The sequence below is a fragment of the Amycolatopsis sp. NPDC101161 genome (assembly GCF_044768185.1).
Taxonomy (GTDB): Bacteria; Actinomycetota; Actinomycetes; order Mycobacteriales; family Pseudonocardiaceae; genus Amycolatopsis.
This window is the reverse complement of the sequence record NZ_JBIWPI010000002.1, coordinates 471632-485081: the sequence shown is the minus strand read 5'-3', so window position 1 is coordinate 485081 and position 13450 is coordinate 471632. Positions and strand designations below refer to the sequence as shown.

At 70.6% G+C, this 13450-nt stretch carries 15 protein-coding genes and 1 tRNA gene; 9 read left to right on the top strand and 7 right to left on the bottom strand.

The features are described from left to right. Positions 1-55: 55 nt before the first annotated feature. The 3 genes from ACIRSS_RS13410 to ACIRSS_RS13400 all read left to right on the top strand — a co-directional run bounded on the left by ACIRSS_RS13410 (position 56) and on the right by ACIRSS_RS13400 (position 2595). Complete coding sequence (locus tag ACIRSS_RS13410) at positions 56-973, top strand: proteasome assembly chaperone family protein (protein ID WP_400894272.1); 918 nt, start codon at positions 56-58, stop codon at positions 971-973. Continuing rightward, positions 973-1710: a class I SAM-dependent methyltransferase gene (locus tag ACIRSS_RS13405; protein WP_400894270.1), complete on the top strand. Its 738-nt coding sequence runs from the start codon at positions 973-975 to the stop codon at positions 1708-1710. Before ACIRSS_RS13410 ends, ACIRSS_RS13405 begins: the two co-directional genes overlap by 1 nt. A gap of 171 nt (positions 1711-1881) precedes the next feature. Next, on the top strand, positions 1882-2595 hold the full coding sequence (locus tag ACIRSS_RS13400) for a class I SAM-dependent methyltransferase (RefSeq protein WP_400897444.1): 714 nt from the start codon (positions 1882-1884) through the stop codon (positions 2593-2595). On the opposite strand, the gene ACIRSS_RS13395 is transcribed toward ACIRSS_RS13400, so the two are convergent. The 3 genes from ACIRSS_RS13395 to ACIRSS_RS13385 all read right to left on the bottom strand — a co-directional run bounded on the left by ACIRSS_RS13395 (position 2582) and on the right by ACIRSS_RS13385 (position 5202). Then, the gene (locus ACIRSS_RS13395) at positions 2582-2932 is read right to left on the bottom strand and encodes a YciI family protein (protein WP_400894269.1); all 351 of its coding nucleotides are present in this window, start codon (positions 2930-2932) and stop codon (positions 2582-2584) included. The genes ACIRSS_RS13400 and ACIRSS_RS13395 overlap by 14 nt on opposite strands. A 22-nt stretch (positions 2933-2954) precedes the next feature. Next, positions 2955-3941 carry an MCE family protein gene (locus ACIRSS_RS13390; protein ID WP_400894267.1) on the bottom strand — a complete coding sequence of 329 codons (987 nt, stop codon included), beginning with the start codon at positions 3939-3941 and terminating at the stop codon, positions 2955-2957. A 70-nt stretch (positions 3942-4011) separates the two neighbouring features. Then, complete coding sequence (locus ACIRSS_RS13385; protein WP_400894265.1) at positions 4012-5202, bottom strand: FAD-dependent monooxygenase; 1191 nt, start codon at positions 5200-5202, stop codon at positions 4012-4014. A gap of 114 nt (positions 5203-5316) precedes the next feature. Here ACIRSS_RS13385 and ACIRSS_RS13380 point away from each other — a divergent pair, with 114 nt between their 5' ends. Then, on the top strand, positions 5317-5979 hold the full coding sequence (locus ACIRSS_RS13380; RefSeq protein ID WP_400894263.1) for a TetR/AcrR family transcriptional regulator: 663 nt from the start codon (positions 5317-5319) through the stop codon (positions 5977-5979). Here the strand turns inward: ACIRSS_RS13380 and ACIRSS_RS13375 are convergent. Both ACIRSS_RS13375 and ACIRSS_RS13370 read right to left on the bottom strand, forming a co-directional pair. Next, positions 5976-6251 (bottom strand): YggT family protein, encoded by a 276-nt coding sequence (locus ACIRSS_RS13375; protein ID WP_400894261.1) that lies wholly within the window; start codon positions 6249-6251, stop codon positions 5976-5978. The genes ACIRSS_RS13380 and ACIRSS_RS13375 overlap by 4 nt on opposite strands. Positions 6252-6313: 62 nt before the next feature. Then, complete coding sequence (locus tag ACIRSS_RS13370) at positions 6314-7213, bottom strand: MBL fold metallo-hydrolase (RefSeq protein WP_400894259.1); 900 nt, start codon at positions 7211-7213, stop codon at positions 6314-6316. A gap of 86 nt (positions 7214-7299) precedes the next feature. Here ACIRSS_RS13370 and ACIRSS_RS13365 point away from each other — a divergent pair, with 86 nt between their 5' ends. Further along, positions 7300-8169, top strand: a complete 870-nt coding sequence (locus tag ACIRSS_RS13365) for an AraC family transcriptional regulator (RefSeq protein ID WP_400894257.1) — start codon at positions 7300-7302, stop codon at positions 8167-8169. 106 nt (positions 8170-8275) lie between these two features. After that, a complete protein-coding gene (locus tag ACIRSS_RS13360; RefSeq protein ID WP_400897442.1) occupies positions 8276-9475 on the top strand; it encodes an Ig-like domain-containing protein in 1200 nt (399 codons plus the stop codon). Positions 9476-9592: 117 nt separating this feature from the next. On the opposite strand, the gene ACIRSS_RS13355 is transcribed toward ACIRSS_RS13360, so the two are convergent. After that, positions 9593-9665 (bottom strand) — tRNA-Arg (locus ACIRSS_RS13355). Positions 9666-9814: 149 nt separating this feature from the next. Here ACIRSS_RS13355 and ACIRSS_RS13350 point away from each other — a divergent pair. Continuing rightward, positions 9815-10915: an epoxide hydrolase family protein gene (locus ACIRSS_RS13350; RefSeq protein ID WP_400894255.1), complete on the top strand. Its 1101-nt coding sequence runs from the start codon at positions 9815-9817 to the stop codon at positions 10913-10915. On the opposite strand, the gene ACIRSS_RS13345 is transcribed toward ACIRSS_RS13350, so the two are convergent. Beyond that, positions 10912-11736, bottom strand: coding sequence for an SDR family oxidoreductase (locus ACIRSS_RS13345; protein ID WP_400894253.1), 825 nt, complete (start codon positions 11734-11736; stop codon positions 10912-10914). The genes ACIRSS_RS13350 and ACIRSS_RS13345 overlap by 4 nt on opposite strands. A gap of 107 nt (positions 11737-11843) precedes the next feature. On the opposite strand from ACIRSS_RS13345, the gene ACIRSS_RS13340 reads away from it, so the two are divergent. Both ACIRSS_RS13340 and ACIRSS_RS13335 read left to right on the top strand, forming a co-directional pair. After that, positions 11844-12263 (top strand): MarR family winged helix-turn-helix transcriptional regulator, encoded by a 420-nt coding sequence (locus ACIRSS_RS13340; protein ID WP_400894251.1) that lies wholly within the window; start codon positions 11844-11846, stop codon positions 12261-12263. A gap of 149 nt (positions 12264-12412) precedes the next feature. Beyond that, entirely contained in the window at positions 12413-13333 is a 921-nt protein-coding gene (locus tag ACIRSS_RS13335; RefSeq protein WP_400894249.1) for a cation diffusion facilitator family transporter, read from the top strand. Positions 13334-13450 lie beyond the last annotated feature (117 nt).

Here is a 13450-nt window from a genome sequence, read left to right as displayed (position 1 = left end):
CCGTCGGGGTGTGTTGTGCTTGAAGGATTGAAGTATCAGCGAGCAGGAGGATCCGGTGGGACTCGATCCCGACGACCTGTACGAGGTGGACTCGGACGTTCCCGACCTGACGGGGGCGGTGCTGCTGCACCACTTCGAAGGGTTCATGGACGCCGGTTCGGCGGGCCGTCTGCTGGCCGAGCACCTGCTCGGCGGTGAGCACCGCGTGATCGCGCGCTTCGACGTCGACCGGCTCATCGACTACCGCTCGCGCCGGCCGACGATGACTTACGCCGTGGACCACTGGGAGGACTACGACGCTCCGGAACTGGTCGTCCACCTGCTGCACGACGCGGACGGGACGCCGTTCCTGATGCTGTCGGGCCCGGAGCCCGACCACGACTGGGAGCGGCTCTGCCTCGCGGTGCGCAACCTCGTCGAACGCTGGGGCGTCCGGCTCACCGCCGGCTTCCACGGCATCCCGATGGGCGCGCCGCACACCCGTCCGCTCGGCGTCACCGCGCACGCCACCCGCAAGGACCTGGTCGGCGAGCACCAGCCGCTGCCCAACCGGCTGCAGGTGCCGGGCAGCCTGGCCGCGCTGCTGGAGTACCGGCTCGGCGAGTGGGGCCACGACGCGGTGGGCTTCGCCGCGCACGTGCCGCACTACCTCGCGCAGTCGACGTACCCGGCCGCGTCGCTGATCGTGCTCGACGCGCTGAGCCGCGCGACCGGCCTGAGCCTGGCCGAAGGCGAGCTGCGCGCCGCGGCCGAGCTCGCCGACGCCGAGATCAACCGCCAGGTCGCGGAGTCCGACGAGATCGCCGACGTCGTCCGCGCGCTCGAGCGGCAGTACGACACGTTCATCGAGGCTTCGGAGCGCGGTTCGCTCTTGGCGGAATCGGTCGAGCACATGCCGACCGCGGAGGAGCTGGGTTCGCAGTTCGAGCGGTTCCTCGCGGAGCAGAACGGCGGCGACGGCCCCGATCGCTGATGGCGCCGGCGCGCTACGACGAGATCGGCGTCGGCTACGCGCTGGGGAGGCGGACCGACCCGCGCTGGCTCGCGCCGGTGCTCGACGCGCTGGGTGACGCGGCTTCGGTGCTCGACGTCGGATCCGGGACGGGCTCCTACGAGCCGCCGGACCGGCGGGTCGTCGCGGTCGAGCCGTCGGCGGAGATGATCCGGCAGCGTCCGCCCGGCGCCGCACCGGTCGTGCGCGCGGTCGCGGAGGCGCTGCCGTTCCCGCCAGCGGCGTTCGAGGCCGCGCTGGCGGTGCTGACCGTGCACCACTGGGGTGACTGGCGCCGCGGTCTCGACGAGCTGCGCCGTGTCTCGCGCCGGCAGGTCGTCCTGGCTTACGACACCGCGTGGCACAACGACTTCTGGCTCGTCCGGGAGTACGTGCCGGAGGTCGCCGCTCTGGAGCTTTCGCGCCCGTCGGCGCCGGAGATCGCGGAGTACCTCGGCGCGGCTTCGGTGCTGGAGCTGCCGGTGCCGTGGGACTTCACGGACGGCGTCTTCCCGGCGCACTGGCGGCGGCCGGAGGCGTACCTCGACCCGGCGGTGCGGCGCGCGTGTTCGGCCCTCGCGCAGACTTCGCCGGCGGCCGTCGAGCGGGGGATCGCCCGGCTGCGCGCGGACCTGGCGTCCGGGCGCTGGCACGAGGAGCACGCGGATCTGCTGGACCGGACGGAGTGGGACGCGGGCTTCCGGCTCATCGTGGCCTGACGTACACAGTGGACGGTCGAGGGGGCCCGGGCACCGCGGCGGGCCGTCAGGTACCGTCCCGGGATGAACGACACGAAAAACCGTTCACCCGTAACCAAAACCCTGCGACGCACTCTGGGTAGGCTGCTGAACCAGGCCGCCGCGAAAGTGCACGACCCGTACACTGATCAGCTGAACCGGATGGCCGCCGAGCTCCGCGAGGAGATCATCCGCCAGGGTGACCGGGTCCTCGATCGGGTGGTGGAGTTCGAGATCCGCAGCCGCCGGGACATCGTCTACGCCGGCGACCAGGACGCCGCCCTCGAGAGCAACGTCTTCGCCCGCGAGAACCTCGTCGGCGCCCGGCACTTCGGCAGGCCCAAGGAAACGCTCGAGTACGCGCTTTCCCTGGCGCCACAAGGCGGAATGGCGCTGGAGTTCGGCGTCGCGTCCGGCAACACGCTGCGGACGATCGCCGGCGCGCGCGGTGGCCGCGAGGTCTACGGCTTCGACTCCTTCGACGGGCTGCCCGAGGCGTGGCTCAACGGCATGCCCGCCGGCGCCTTCGCCCGCGACGACCTGCCGGACGTCCCCGGTGCCGAGCTGGTCGTCGGCCTGTTCGCCGACAGCCTGCCGGGCTTCCTCGAGAACCACGCCGGACACGTCGACTTCCTGCACGTCGACGGCGACCTCTACAGCTCCGCCAAGACCGTGCTCGACCTGTGCGGGCCGCGGTTGCGCGCGGGCAGCATCGTGCACTTCGACGAGTTCTTCAACTTCCCCGGCTGGAAGCGGCACGAGTACCGCGCTTGGACGGAGTACGTCGAGCGCACCGGCGTCGAGTTCGAGTACGTCGCCTACACCTACAGCGACAACCAGGTGACGGTGAAGATCACGAAGCCGTAGGCGGCCCGTCGGGGATTTCGCGCAGCTCCAGCGTGCCGACCTCGGCCCACGGATGCCGTGAAGCCACCTCGACGGCTGTCGAGCGGTCCGCGCACTCGAGGATGTTGTAGCCGCCGACCTGCTCCTTCGTCTCGGCGAACGGGCCGTCGGTCAGCAGGACTTCGCCGTCGCGCACCCGGATCGTCTTGGCCTCGGCGGGCGGCCGCAGGCCCGTGCCGGCCTGCCGGACGCCCCGGCGTTCGGCCTCGGCGGCCCATTCGTGGCAGCGCCGCGCCATCTCCGGGCCGGCCGCCGCGGCCGTGGACTCGTCACCGCGGAGCAGGAGCAGGTATCGCACGGCGCCAGCATGCCACGCGGGCTCAGCCGTGGCAGCCCTCCTCGTTGAGCGGCCCGAACGACGGCAGGATCAGCCCGCACAGGTAGCCGTCGATGAACCGGCCGTTGCCGGCGAGGTTGGTGCCGAGCCGGACCAGCGGCGCGAACGCGCGGATGCCGGCGGCGAGCGCGTCCTGGTTGCGCTGCAGCATCGACGTCAGCTGGTCGAGCTGGGTGAGCAGCGGGTCCAGCCGGCCGTCGTTGTCCTCGATCAGCCCGGACAGCTCGGTGGCGAGCCGCCGCGAGCCGTCGAGCAGGGAAGTGATCGCCTGCTCGCGGTCGCTGACTTCGGACAGCAGCTGGTTGCCGTCGTTCAGGAGCCGCTGCACGGCGGCGTCGCGGTCGACGAGCGTCTGGGAGACGACCCGCGTGTTGCCCAGCAGGGAGGCGAGCTGGTGGTCGCGCGTGGCGAGCGTGTCCGAGAGCCGGGACAGCCCGGTGAGCGCGGCGCGCACGCTCTGCGGCGTGTCCGCCAACGTCGTCGACAGCGTGTCGAAGCTCTTCGCCAGCTGGCCGGTGTCGATCCGGTCCACAGTGGACGATAGTTTGCCGAAGGCGGTCAGTACGTCGTAAGGCACGGTCGTGCGCGAGCGCGGGATGGGTTTGCCGGGGTCGAGGGTGCCCTCGCCCTGCGGGTCGAGCGCGAGGTACTTCTGGCCGAGGACGGTCTTCAGCCGGATCGCCGCGCCGGTCGCGTCGCCGAGCCACGCGCCCTTGACCCGGAACGAAATCAGCACGCGGTCGCCGCGCAGCTTCACGTCCGAGACCCGGCCGACCTCGACGCCGGCGATGCGGACGTCGTTGCCCTGGAACAGCCCGGCCGCTTCGCTGAACTCGGCGGAGTAGGTCGTGCCGTCGCCGATCACCGGCAGGGAACGCGCGTTGAGCGCCGTCAGCACACCCAGGGCCAGCACGGTCAGGCCGGCGAGCGCCGTCCTGACCGGAACGTCGGCGGCCCGGCGTGGTGACATGGCGTGAAGAGTGACCCACACCACGCCGGGCCGCCAGCCGAGTCCCCCGATGAGACGAAGATCGCCGGGATCACGCGGACGTCAACGCGGGGTACTCACGGTATTCCAGCGCGTTGGCCGCCCGATCGGTCATCCAGGTGAACACCTTGCCGAACAGCCGCGTGCTCAGCATCCGGTAGGCGCGGTTGCGGCTGCGGATCTTCGCGGCGGTGCGCGGCGCGAGGAAGTTGCCGGAGCCCTTGCCGTTTTTCTGCCCGACCGTCGCCGGCTTGCGGAGGCGCTCCTCGTACTTCGCGAACGCCGTCACGTGGTCGCCGCCGGCCGCCGCGAGCTCGCCGGCCAGCACCTGCGCGCCCATCATGGCGAGCCCGGTGCCGGACCCGCCGGGGCCGGCGCACCACGCGGCGTCGCCGAGCAGCACGACGCGGCCCTTCGACCAGCGATCGAGGTGGATCTGGCTGATCGAGTCGACGTACAGGTCGTCCGCCGCGGGCAACGCCCGCAGCAGGGCGGGCGTCTCCCAGCCGGTGTCCGCGAACAACTGCGAGACGAGGGCGCGCTGCTCGTCGGGGGTGCGGCGGCGGAATTCGACGCCGTCGGCGGCGAAGACCAGGTTGACGTGCAGCTTGTCCGGCAGCCGGTGGCTGCCCACGGTCAGGCCTCGACCCGGTTCGTTGTACATCACGCTGGTGTGGTCGAGGCCGAGGTGGTTGGGCGCGGTGAAGCCGGCGATGCCGAAGCCGAGGTCGTGCCGGAAGTCCGCTTCGGGCCCGAACGCGGCGGCCCGCACCCCGGAGTGCACGCCGTCGGCGCCGACGACGAGGTCGAACTTGCGCGGCGCGCCCCGGCGGAAGGTGACGTCGACGCCGTCGGCGGTCTCGGTGAGGCTCGTGACGCGGTCGCCGAAGACGTATTCGGTGTAGTCCTTCGTGTGGTCGTAGAGGACGCGGGCGAGGTCGCCGCGCAGGATCTCGACCTCCCCGCTCCAGGCGGCGCCGGGCACGGTCAGCACGGGCCGGGCGTCGGGGCCGAGCAGCGTCTGGTCGCCCATCGCGGTCTCGAGGCGGCGGATGTCGTCGAGGACGCCCATGGCGCGCAGCAGCTTCACCTGCTCACCGCGGAAGTCGACGGCCTGGCCGCCGGGCCGCAGCGCGGGCGCGGTCTCGACGACGGTCACGCGGTAGCCGTAGCGGTGCAGCCAGTAGGCCGCGGACGGGCCCGCGATGCTGGCCCCGGACACGAGCACGGTCTTGGCGTTCATCGGAGGTTCCTCTCGGGTCGGTGCTTGGTGACTCCGAGACTGCGCGGACGCGCTGACGGTCCGCGCACGATCCGCTGACCGTCCGGCCGGTGGTGTCCGGTTCGAGTGGCTAGCATGGCGCGCGTGGACCGTTCCGCCGAAGACCGGATCCCGCAGGACGGCGAAGACGCCGCCGTCGAGGCGCGCATCCTGAACGCCGCCGCGCACCTCGTCGCCGACGAGGGTTTCGGCAGGCTGAAGCTCGGGGCCGTCTGCGCCCGGTCCGGCTACGCGCGGTCCGTCATCTTCCAGCACTTCGGCGACAAGGACGGCCTCGGCAAGCGGCTGGTCGAGTACGCCGTCGAGGAGTTCACCGCCGCCTACAGCGAGGCCGTCGCGGCGCGGACCGGCTCGGCCACCGCGACGCCGATGGACATGCTCCGCGCGCTGCTGGACATCATCTTCGAGCTGATCCGCACGATGCCGACGCTCAACCAGGCCTTCCTGGTGCTCTGGGGCGACGCGGCGGCGGAGTACTCGGCGCTGCGCGGCGCGCTGACCGAGGCCGACCGCCGGTTCCGGTTCGCGATCGCGCAGACGCTGGCCAGCGGCGTCGCGGACGGCTCGATCACCGGCGTCCGCGACGCCGACGCGTACGCCTCGGCCATGCTGGCCCAGCTGCGCGGCATTTCGATGCAGGCGCTGATCGACCCGGACGGCGTCGACCTGCGCGGTGTCCGCACCGAGCTGGAACGCAGCATCGACCGCCTTTCGGCGGGCTTCCGCGGCAGCCTTTAGAGCGCGAAGACGATCCCTCGCAGCACGACTACGCCGATGAAGACGAGCGTGAAGGCGAGGTCGAGCGAGATCCCGCCGATCCGCACCGGTCGTACGACCCGCCGCACGGGCCCGATGACCGGCTCGGTGGCCGCGTAGGCCAGGCCCCGGGCCCGCCGCGCCCACGGCGGGCTGTCGGCGACCATCCCGACCCAGTCGAGCACCATCCGCGCGATGAGCACGAGCATGTAGACGGTCAGCGCAAGGCCGAGCAGCGTCCCGAGTGCACCCATGGTTCCTCCTCCGTCTCTCTGAGAACGCGCGGGTGCGGCGGGGAGTGCCAGGTCTGTCCGATTCACAGGCTTTCGACAGGATCGGCGGCGAACCGGCTGCCGGCGCGGCGGACTTCGACGGCGCCGGAACCGGCGAAGTGGGCGGGAACGACGAGTTCGCCGTTGTCCGCAGCGCGTTCGAGCACACCGCGCCGGGTCGTGGCGGCTTGTTCCGGGTCCTCGCAGAAGCAGCTGCTGTGCTGCGGTTCGAGGATCTGGACCGGGCTGTGCAGCAGGTCGCCGACGAACACCGCTTTGTGGTTTCCGGAGACCAGCCGCAGCACCGATGAACCGGGGGTGTGCCCGGGCGCGGGTTCGAGCGTGAGGTTGCGGTCGATGCGGTGGTTTCCTTCCCACAGCACGGCTTTGCCGAGCACGGGGGCGACGCTGTCGGCGTAGACGAGCAGGCTGCCTTCGCGGCGCAGTTGTTCGTGCTCGGTCCGCGGGGCGGGCCGGCGGTGGGCGTTGCGCGGATCGAAGTACACCTGGTCGGCGCGGGGGATCACGTAGGTGGCGTTGGGGAACGTGGGCACCCAATCGCCGTTGCGCCGCAAGGTGTTCCAGCCGACGTGGTCGTAGTGGATGTGGGTGTTGACGACGACGTCGACGTCCTCGGGGCGGACGCCGGCCTCGGCGAGCCGGTCGAGGAAGGGCGTCGTCAGGTGGTCGAAGAGCGGGATCTGCGGGCGGTCCCGGTCGTTGCCGACGCCGGTGTCGACGAGGATGACCCGTCCTTCGCTGCGCAGCACCCAGGTCTGGACCGCGCCGCGATAGTTGTCGGTCTCGGCGTTCCAGTGGTCGGGCGCGAGCCAGCCGGCGTTGTCCCGCCAGAGCGCGGCCGGGCTGGGCACGATGGTCCGGGCCGGAGCGATCTCGCCCTGCCATTCGACCACCTTCACGACTTCGACGTCTCCGATGTGCATATCTCCACTGTTCCTAGGCTGGTTGAGCTTTCCAATGCTCTGATTGCTCAATTTGATGCGCGATCGGCTCACGGTATGGTCGTAGGGTGGACCTGTTGAGCGACGCGATCGTGGCGGTGCGCATCGGCCGCCCGACGTCGAACCGCCTGCGCGCCGGCGACGAGTGGTGCTACCGCTTCGCACCGTACGAGGGCGCGGGCTTCCACGTGTTGCTGCGCGGAAGCGGCTGGCTGATCCCTCCGGAAGGCCCGCCGGTACAGCTGGGACCGGGCGACGCGGTCCTGGTCCCACACGGGAGTGCGCACACTCTGTCTTCCCGCCCGGACGGGTCCGGCGCGGTGCCGTTCGAAGCGGCGGTGGCCGACCCGGCCGGCCGCACGGAGTTCTTGTGCGGCAAGTACCGCCTGTCGCGGGCGCGTCGCCACCCGGTCCTGGCAACGCTGCCGGAGGTGGTCCACATCCCGGCCCGCATCGGCAGCCACCCGCAACTCCGGGCGGCGCTGGACCTGCTGGGCGCCGAGGTGGCCACGAACCGCCCGGGCGCGGCGACGGTGCTGGCGGGCCTGCTGGACTTGTTGCTGGTCTACCTGTTGCGAGCGTGGCTGGAGCAAAACCCGGGAAAGGGCTGGCCCGAGGCACTGAGCGACCCCCCGATCGCGGCGGCGTTGGAGGCCCTGCACGCGAACCCCGAGGCGCCGTGGCGAACCGAGGACCTGGCGAACCGGGTGGGTCTGTCCCGGGCCACGCTGACCCGCCGTTTCACGGCACTGACGGGGTACCCCCCGATGGGCTACTTGACGTGGTGGCGCTTGACGACCGCGGCGCGGTTGTTGCAGGACACGGAGCTGCCGCTGCCGTCGATAGCGGTGAAGGTGGGGTACAGCTCGCCTTTCGCGTTCTCGCACGCGTTCAAACGCCAGTTCGGCGTCGCGCCGGGCACCTACCGGCTGGAGTAGGTCCATCCGCAGTCCCGCGGCCGCCATTGAGCCATCCGAGCCGCCTCAAGAGATCGGATCGTGACACAACGCGGAGCACCGTTCGGACGTCTCAGACATCGTGAGAGTGATCCGTATGGCCGGACTCGGCTTGGCCGGCTTGTTGCTGGCCGCGTGCAGCGGACAGACCGAGACCGCAGGGACCGCGCAAGCCGTCGGAGCGGCCGGTACGGCGACCACGCCCGGGGTGCCGGCGGCGACGGTGGCGTTCGTGGGCGGCGACCAGCTGAGCCCGAAGGACCCGATCGTCGTCAAAGCCTCGGGTGGCACTTTGCAGGCGGTCACCGTCACCAACCCGCAAACCGGCAACGCCGTCAAGGGCGACCTCTCACCGGACAAGACCACCTGGACCAGCGAGGACCACCTCCGGTACGCGGCCACCTACCAGGTGGTCGCCACCGCGGTGAACCAGGCGGGCGCGGCGACCGAGCAGCGCGGGGAAGTGCACACGCTCAAACCGGCCGGTGTCGCCACGCCGACGCTGTTCCAGCCGGCGTCGGGTGATTTCGGCGTCGGCCTGATCATCGGCCTGAAGTTCGACCACGACATCACCGACAAGGCCTTGGTCGAGAAATCGCTCAAGGTGACTTCGTCGCCGTCGCAGGACGGTGGCTGGTACTGGGTGAGCAAGCGCGAGGTGCACTTCCGGCCGGAGAACTACTGGAAAGCCGGCTCGACGGTAAAGCTCGAAACCACGACCTTCGGCACGCCGATCGGCGGTGAGGTGTACGGCGGCCAGGACGTCACGGCCACGTACAAGGTGCACGACTCCTGGATCGCCAAGGCGGACGGCAATACGCACCAGATCAAGGCGTTCCACAACGGGCAGCTGGTGAAGACCGCGCCGATCAGCATGGGCAAGACCGTCGACACCCCGCCGCGCGGCCCGACGCCGACCTTCAACGGCACGCACACGGTGCTGTCGAAGGAGGAACACAAGATCATGGACTCCTGTACCTACGGGGTGTGTGAAGGCGAGCCGGGTTATTACAACGCACCGGAGAACTGGAACGTCCGGATCTCCAACGACGGCGAATACCTGCACGAGAACCTGAAGACGGTCGGCGTCCAGGGCAGCGCCAACGTCTCCAACGGCTGCCTCAACATGAACACCGAGAACGCCAAGTGGTTCTTCGACAACTTCAACACCGGGGACGTCGTCGAGATCACCAATTCGGGCGGCCCGCAGCTGTCCATCAACAACGGCCACGGCGACTGGGCCATCAGCTGGTCCGCGTGGCAGGCCGGGAGTGCTTTGCACGGCTAGACCGCGCGCTGTGCGAGTCCGGTACCGAACCGGGTGCTTGGTCGCCGGCGGGGTAAGACGCAAATCGGCCCCTACCGCGTTCACGCTGGTAGGGGCCGGTTCGGTGTGTTCAGAGAGTGCCCTCGGCAGGATTCGAACCTGCGACACCTGCCTCCGGAGGGCAGTGCTCTATCCCCTGAGCTACGAGGGCCCATCGCTGGGCGACTCGGAAAGCTTAGCGCATCGCGACACCCCCTTGCGCGCAGGTGGGCCGACTGGCGAACTCCCTGGTCAGCGGCCTGAAGTTGATCGGCTTGCCCGGGCGTCGCTAGCGTGGGAAGCCCACCTGAAGGAGCTGAGATGGTCAAGCCGTTCCAGGTGTCTCTCGATGAGGCCGATGTCGCTGATCTGCGTGAGCGGCTGCGGCGGACTCGGTGGCCCGAGGCCGAGACCGTGGGGGACTGGTCGCAGGGGGTTCCGCTCTCCTACGTGCAGGAGCTCTGCCGGGACTGGGGTGAGGAGTACGACTTCGGGTTCGCCTCGCGGCTCAACGCCTTCCCGCAGTTCCGGGCCGATGTCGACGGGGTCGGCCTGCACTTCGTGCACCTGCGGTCGCCTGAGGCTGATGCCTTGCCGCTCGTGCTGACCCATGGCTGGCCCGGGTCCGTCACCGAGTTCCTCGACGTCTTCGGGCCGCTCAGCGACCCCGTGCGGTACGGGGGTGACCCGCGCGATGCCTTCCACGTCGTCGCTCCGTCGCTGCCCGGGTTCGGGTGGAGCGACAAGCCCGCCCTGAAGATCGCGCGGGTCGCCGAGCTCTTCGACCTGCTCATGCAGGAGCTCGGCTACGACCGCTACGGCGCTCAAGGCGGCGACTGGGGTGCCGCCATCACGAACGCCCTCGCGCGGTCCGGGCGGGTGGCCGGCGTGCACGTCAACTTCGCTCCCGTGCGCATGACCCTGGACGATCCGACGCCGGCGGAACGCCGGGCGCTCGCCGATCTCGAGGAGTTCCGGCGGACCGGGAGCGGTTACTCCTCGCAGCAGGGCACGCGGCCGCAGACGCTCGGCTACGGCCTCACCGACTCGCCCGCCGGGCAGGCCGCCTGGATCGCCGAGAAGTTCTGGGCCTGGACCGACAACAAGGGGCACCCGGAGGACGCCGTCGACCGGCAGAAGATCCTCGACGACATCTCCGTCTACTGGTTCACCGCCACGGCGGCGTCGTCGGCGCGGATGTACTGGGAGAACAACGACCGGGATCTGTCCACTGTGGACGTGCCGGCCGGGGTTTCGGTGTTCCCGCGGGAGATCGTGCGGCCGTCGCGGCGGCAGGTCGAGCAGCGCTACACCGACCTGCGGTGGTTCGAGGAGCTGCCCGTCGGCGGGCACTTCGCCGCGCTCGAGCAGCCTCAGCTGTTCGTCGAGCAGGTCCGGGGCTTCTTCCGGCTGGTGCGCTAGGCGAGCCAGCCGGTCGTCATGCGCTGGACGGCCGAGCCGTCGCGGTCGGCGAACTTGAGTCCGACGAACTCCTCGGCGTGCTTCGACGTCTGGATGCGGAACGCGGGCGCCTCGGCCGTCATCGCGGCCAGGATGACCTCGGCGACCTCGTCGGCCGTCTGGGCGCCCTCGAACGACTGCGTGACGTTCGCGATGTACTTCTGCAGCGACTCCGCGTAGGGGCCGGCTTCGGCGAAGAGGCGCTCGTCGACGCCGATGTTGTTCACGAACTCCGTCGCGACCGCGCCCGGCTCGATGACGCACACCGTGACGCCCTGGGCCGCGGCGACCGGCGCGAGGGACTCCATCAGGCCCTCGACCGCGAACTTCGCCGCGCAGTAGGCCTCGTTGAACGGCTGGCCGACCGCGCCGCCGATGCTGGTCACCGTGAGCACGCGGCCGCCGCTCGCGCGCAACGCCGGCAGCGCGGCCTTCGTCGTCTCGGCGACGCCGAAGAAGTTGACCTCCATCGTCTCGCGCACCGCGGAGACCGGTTCCTGCTCGAGCGTGCCGACGTGGCCCGCGCCGGCGTTGTTGACCAGCACGTCGAGCCGGCCGTAGTCGGCGAGGACGCCCTCGACCGCCGCGCGGACGGACGCGGGGTCGGTCACGTCCAGGGGGCGGATGTCCAGGTCGGCGCCGGCTTCGCGCAGGCGGTCCGCGCGGGCGGGGTCGCGCAGGGTGGCGACGGTCCGGAAGCCCGCGCGGGCGGCCCGGACGGCGGTGGCGAGGCCGATTCCGGTGGACGTGCCGGTGATCAGGGCGACGCGGTCGTTGCTCATCTGGAGGACCTCGATGTGATTCAGGCGAATGATGGTTAATGAAGTGAACTAAAACGACTATAGGCATGGATGGTTCATGCAGTCAACTATCGGCTTACACTCACCGGATGAGCGCTGACCCGATCACCGACGACGTCGTCGCCCTGCTCGCGCGGATCGTCGACCGGTTCGTCGACTCCTACGAGTCCGCGGCGGCCGCGCAGGGGCTGACGACGGTGCAGGCCAAGGTGCTCGCCGCGCTCGGGGAGCCGCTGCCGATGCACCGGATCGCCGAGAAGCTGAACTCGGAGCGCTCGAACGTCACGGGGATCATCGACCGGCTCGAAGCGCGCGGGCTCGTCGAGCGGCGGGCGGACCAGCGCGACCGGCGGATCAAGAACATCGTGGCCACGCCCGCGGGCGCCGTGCTGGCCCGCGACTTCCAGCGGGCGCTGGGGTTCGCGGCCGACCCGCTGGCTGCGCTCGGGCCGGACGACCGCGTCGAACTGCGCGACCTGCTGCGGCGGATGGTCGGCGTCGAAGCGTGACGAAGTCCACCGGGTGAGAACCCCGCCTGGTGGATTGGTGGGCGCCGGTCCGGGTAGTAGCTTTCGAGTGGGTGAACTTAGGGTGCCCTCTGTTGCACATATGCGCATCCGACTATATGTTTGCCCCCGGAGCGAAGGACGGAGGCGGAATGGGACACGGCCACGGACACGGGCACACGAGCGCGCCGGCGAGCGCCTCGGGCCGGTACGTGCGGAGCCTGACCATCGCCCTCTGCGTCGGTGCCGGCTTCATGGTGCTCGAGTTCGTCGTCGGCTTCACGACCGGCTCGCTGGCCCTGATCTCCGACGCCGCGCACATGTTCACCGACGTCCTCGGGGTCGGCATGGCGCTGACCGCGATCGTCCTCGCGCGGCGCACCGGCCCCACGGTCAGCCGCACCTTCGGGCTCTACCGCGCGGAGGTGCTGGCCGCGCTGGCCAACGCGGTCCTGCTGTTCGGCGTCGCGGGGTACGTCCTCGTCGAGGCCGTCGGCCGGATCGGCGACCCGCCCGCGGTGCCCGGCCTGCCCGTCCTGCTGGCCGCGACGGCCGGCCTCGCCGCCAACATCGTCTCCTTCGCCGTCCTGCGGTCCGGTGCGAAGGAGAGCCTCAACGTCCGTGGCGCGTACCTCGAGGTGCTGGCCGACCTGATCGGCTCGGTCGGCGTGCTGGTCAGCGGCGCGGTGACGCTGCTGACGGGCTGGCGCTACGCCGACCCGATCATCGGTGTCGCGATCGGGCTGTTCGTGCTGCCGCGCACCTGGACGCTGGCCCGCCGGGCGCTGCGCATCCTGTTCCAGCACGCGCCCCAGGGCGTCGACGTCGGGGCGATCAACGCCGAACTGGCCGCGCTGCCGGGGGTCGCGGACGTGCACGACCTGCACGTCTGGACGCTGACTTCGGGCATGGAGGTGGCTTCGGCGCACCTGACGCTGGCGCCGCCCGCGAAGCAGTCCGACGTGCTGACGGAGGCGCAGAACCTGCTGTCTTCGCGGTACGCGATCGAGCACGCGACGCTGCAGGTGGAGGCGCCGCAGTGCGCGCGCCGCTGCCAGGAACTGTCCTGGTAGCGACAGGCTCACCCGGCTGAGCACTGCCCTCCGGAGGCAGGTGTCGCCGATTCGAATTCTGCCGAGGGCATTCCGGCCGCATGGCGATCGACCGCGACTTGGCGAAGGTCGTCCGGC